This is a genomic window from Dietzia sp. CW19, from assembly GCF_014145265.1.
Lineage (GTDB): Bacteria > Actinomycetota > Actinomycetes > Mycobacteriales > Mycobacteriaceae > Dietzia > Dietzia natronolimnaea.
Map to the genome: position 1 here is coordinate 1 of NZ_JAALEE010000102.1, position 3842 is coordinate 3842.

At 71.1% G+C, this 3842-nt stretch carries 4 protein-coding genes; 2 read left to right on the plus strand and 2 right to left on the minus strand.

From position 1 onward, the window contains the following. Positions 1-659, plus strand: a 659-nt coding sequence (locus G6021_RS03725; protein ID WP_182640693.1) for a hypothetical protein, incomplete at its 5' end; no start/stop codon positions are given. 24 nt (positions 660-683) lie between these two features. On the opposite strand, the gene G6021_RS03730 is transcribed toward G6021_RS03725, so the two are convergent. Beyond that, a complete protein-coding gene (locus G6021_RS03730; RefSeq protein WP_182640694.1) occupies positions 684-1505 on the minus strand; it encodes an SDR family oxidoreductase in 822 nt (273 codons plus the stop codon). Next, complete coding sequence (locus tag G6021_RS03735; protein WP_182610490.1) at positions 1502-2734, minus strand: acyl-CoA dehydrogenase family protein; 1233 nt, start codon at positions 2732-2734, stop codon at positions 1502-1504. Before G6021_RS03735 ends, G6021_RS03730 begins: the two co-directional genes overlap by 4 nt. A gap of 78 nt (positions 2735-2812) precedes the next feature. On the opposite strand from G6021_RS03735, the gene G6021_RS03740 reads away from it, so the two are divergent. After that, positions 2813-3667: a mycofactocin-coupled SDR family oxidoreductase gene (locus G6021_RS03740; RefSeq protein ID WP_182610489.1), complete on the plus strand. Its 855-nt coding sequence runs from the start codon at positions 2813-2815 to the stop codon at positions 3665-3667. Positions 3668-3842: the final 175 nt, after the last annotated feature.

A 3842-nucleotide genomic window follows, 5' to 3' on the forward strand; every position in this document is an offset into this window, starting at 1 on the left:
CGGGCACCACCACCGCGGTGGCCGAGGCGCCCCGGGGCCAGCCGACGAGCGCACCGGGCGCGCCGGACGCAGGCGTCGACCAGTTGGTGCTGAACGCCGACGACGCCCCCGAACTGGGCCTGTCCCCCGTCTCGTCCGAGGACATCGCGGGAGGGGTCGGCGCGCTGGAGGACATCGCCGCGGGGATCCGTGTCGACCCCGAGCGTTGCGCGGACTTCAGCCAGGACGCCTTCCTCGCCCAGGCCGAACCGGGCGCGATGGCGATCCAGGCGGGCCAGAGCGGGAACTCCGCGTACGCGGTGTCCGTGACGACGGTGACCGACAGCCTTCCCGCTCGTGAGCAGCTCATCGCCGACTGCCCGACCATGACGGTCACGATCCCCCTCGAGGGGACCGAGGTGACCACCCGGGCCGAGAACTCGCTGCTGGAACTCCAGGCTCCCGAGGGCGTGGAGCACTTCGCCGCCATCTCGCAGACCAACACCATGGACATGATGGGGCAGGAGATGCTCACGGGGAACGTCCTGATCACCGGGGTCGTGCGGGGGATCGGAGTCTCCGTCACGGTCGCCAACGGTGTGGGGCCGGTCTCCGACGTGGAACGGGACACGGCTGTGGACGCCTTCGGCAAGCAGGTCGAGAAGATCCGGAACGCCTAGCCCCGGGCCCGGGGCCACCGCGGGTCAGGCCCGCTGGGACGAGATGGAGACGACCTCCCCGGTGAGGTAGGTGGTGTAGTCGCTGGCGAGCATGGCGATGGTCGCGGCCACCTCCCAGACGTCGGCGGCCCGCCCGAACGCCTCCTTGGCGGCGAGCTCGTCGAGGAGCTCGGCGGAGGCCGACTTCTCCAGGAACGCGTGGCGGGCGATGGAGGGCGCGATCGCGTTGATGCGCACGCCGAAGTCGGCGCCCTCGATCGCGGAACACCGGGTGAGCGCCATGACGCCGGCCTTGGCCGCCGCGTAGTGCGCCTGCGCCCGCTGCGCGCGCCACCCCAGCACCGAGGCGTTGTTGACGATCACCCCGTTGTGGGGCACGTCGCGGAAGTACTGCAGCGCCGCGCGGGTCGCGCGGAACGTGCCGTTGAGCGTGATGGCGAGGACCCGGTCCCAGTCCTCGTCGGTCATGTCGACCAGCTCACCCTCGCCTCCGAAGCCGGCGTTGTTGACCAGCACGTCGATGCGGCCGAGCTTTTCGGCGGCGCCGGAGATCAGCGCGTCGACGTCCGAGGTCGACTGCACGTTGCAGGTGATGGCCTCGAACCGCTGCTCGGGGAACTCGGCGGCGAGCGTGTCGCGGGCCTCGTTCATGCGGCGCTCGTGGAAGTCCGACACCAGCACGTCGGCACCCTCGAGCGCGGCGCGACGTGCGGCCGAGAACCCGATACCCGTGCCGGCGGCCGCCGTCACCACGACCTTCTTGCCCGCGAGCAGCCCGTGTCCCGGGGTCTCCTCGGGCACCGTGGACAGCGGGGACGCGGCGAGGGGGGACTTGTGCTGGGTCATGACGGCCTGGCCTCTCGGGGTAGTCCGAGCACGCGCTCGGAGATGATGTTGCGCTGGATCTCGTTGGATCCGCCGTAGATGGTGTCGGAGCGGGTGAACAGGAAGAGCCGCTGCCACCGCGCCAACTCGAGATGCTCCGGGTCGTGCAGGTCGTTGGCCGCGCCCTCGGAGTCGTGCGTGGGCCCGGTGAGCGACTCCGCCCCCTGCACGGTCATCGCCAGCTCGCCCAGATCGCGGTGCCAGGTGGCCCACAGGAGTTTGGCCGCGGAGGCGTTACCCCCGGAGGCGTCGCGCTCGGCGAGGGTACGCAGCGCATGGGCGCGGATCACCTTGAGCCCGACCCAGGCGCGCGTGATCCGTTCGCGCACCGCGGGGACCTCCGCGCTGCCGTTGGACCGGGCCATGGCCACGATCTGGTCGAGCTCGCGGGCGAAGCCCACCTGCTGACCGAGCGTGGACACACCCCGCTCGAACTCCAGCAGGGTCATGGCGACCTTCCAGCCCTCGCCCCGCTCCCCCACGATCATCCCGGCGTCGGTGACGGCGTCGTCGAAGAAGACCTCGTTGAACTCCGAGGTCCCGGTGAGCTGCTGGATCGGCCTGATCTCGACGCCCGGCTGGTCCAGCGGCACCAGCAGGAAACTCAGGCCCTTGTGACGGCTGGTCCCCTCCTCGGTCCGGGCCACGACGAACACCCACTGGCTCAGGTGCGCCAGGGAGGTCCACACCTTCTGCCCGTGCAGATGCCATCTGCCGTCCTCGCCCAGGCGCGCGGTGGTGGACACGTTCGCCAGATCGGATCCGGCGCCGGGCTCGGAGTACCCCTGCGCCCACAGTTCGGTGACGTCGAGGATCCGCGGCAGGAAACGGTCCTTCTGCTCCTGCGTACCGTGCGCGATGAGGGTGGGCCCGAGCAGCGTCTCGCCCAGGTGCGACACCCGCGCCGGGGCGTCGGCCTTGGCGTACTCCTCGTGCACGCGGACCTGCTGGCTCAGGGATGCCCCGCGGCCGCCGTACTCGACCGGCCAGCCCACGCAGGTCCACCCGGCCTCGGCCATGTGCCGCTCCCAGGCCAGGCGTCGGGCGAAGAACTGGTGCTCGCTGCCGGGCCCGCCGGTGCCCTTGATCTCGGCGAAGTCTCCGGTCAGGTTGTCGTCCAGCCACGTGCGGAACTCCGCGGCGAACTCGTCGTCGGTCATCTCCGACGCCGGCCTGGTGCTCTGGGTCATGGGGCCACTCTACCAAGCACTTGCTTGGTTTGCCGGAACCGGCCGCCCCCGCGGACCGCGTCGGGTGTGATGGTCGACATGAGCACACCCGTCACGCCCCTGGAGGGCAAGGTCGCACTGGTCACCGGCGCCGCCCGGGCACAGGGCCGGGCCCACGCCGTCCGTCTCGCCTCGGAGGGCGCGGACGTCGTGGTCACCGACATCTGCGCCCCCGTATCCGAGTCCGTCTCCTACCCGGCGCCGACACCGGACGATCTCGCCGAGACCGTTCGCCTGGTCGAGAAGGCCGGGGGCAGATCCCTCTCGGCCGTCCTCGACATCCGGGAACTGGGCCCGCTGCAGGACCTGGTCACCCGCACCATCGCCACCTTCGGCCGGCTGGACATCGTCGTCGCCAACGCCGGCGTCCTCAACTGGGGCCGGCTGTGGGAGCTGCCGGAGGACGACTGGGACATGGTCATCGGCGTCAACCTCAGCGGCACGTGGCGGACGATCCGCGCGGCGGTGCCGGCGATGATCTCCGCGGGCAACGGCGGGTCGATCATCATCGTCAGCTCGTCGGCGGGCCTCAAGGCCACGCCGGGCAACGGGCACTACTCGGCCTCCAAGGCCGGCCTGGTCGCGCTGACCAACTCACTCGCCCTCGAGGCGGGCGAGTTCGGCATCCGGGTCAACTCGATCCACCCGTACTCGGTGGACACGCCGATGATCGACCCCGACGGCATGGCGGAGATCTTCGGCCGGTTCCCGTCGTACCTGCACAGCTTCTCGCCGATGCCCCTCAAGAACGTCCTCGCGGACGGCGTCAGCACCCTGGCGGACTTCATGCCCCCCGAGGAGGTCGCCGACGTGGTGTCGTTCCTGGCCGGGGACGGTTCCCGCTCGATCTCGGGGGTCCAGGTCCCGTTCGACCGGGGCGCGCTCAGGTACTGAGCACGGGGCCGACCAAGCAGGTGCTTGGTACCGTGGTGGGCGCCACACCCGCAGCACCCGAGGAGTCCGCGATGAACGACAGCTCCGCCGCCGCCCCGCGCGACGTCGAGACCACCGGCGACGTCGAGACCACCGCCGCCGCCCTGCGCCGGGCGGCGGCACTCTGGCCGGATCG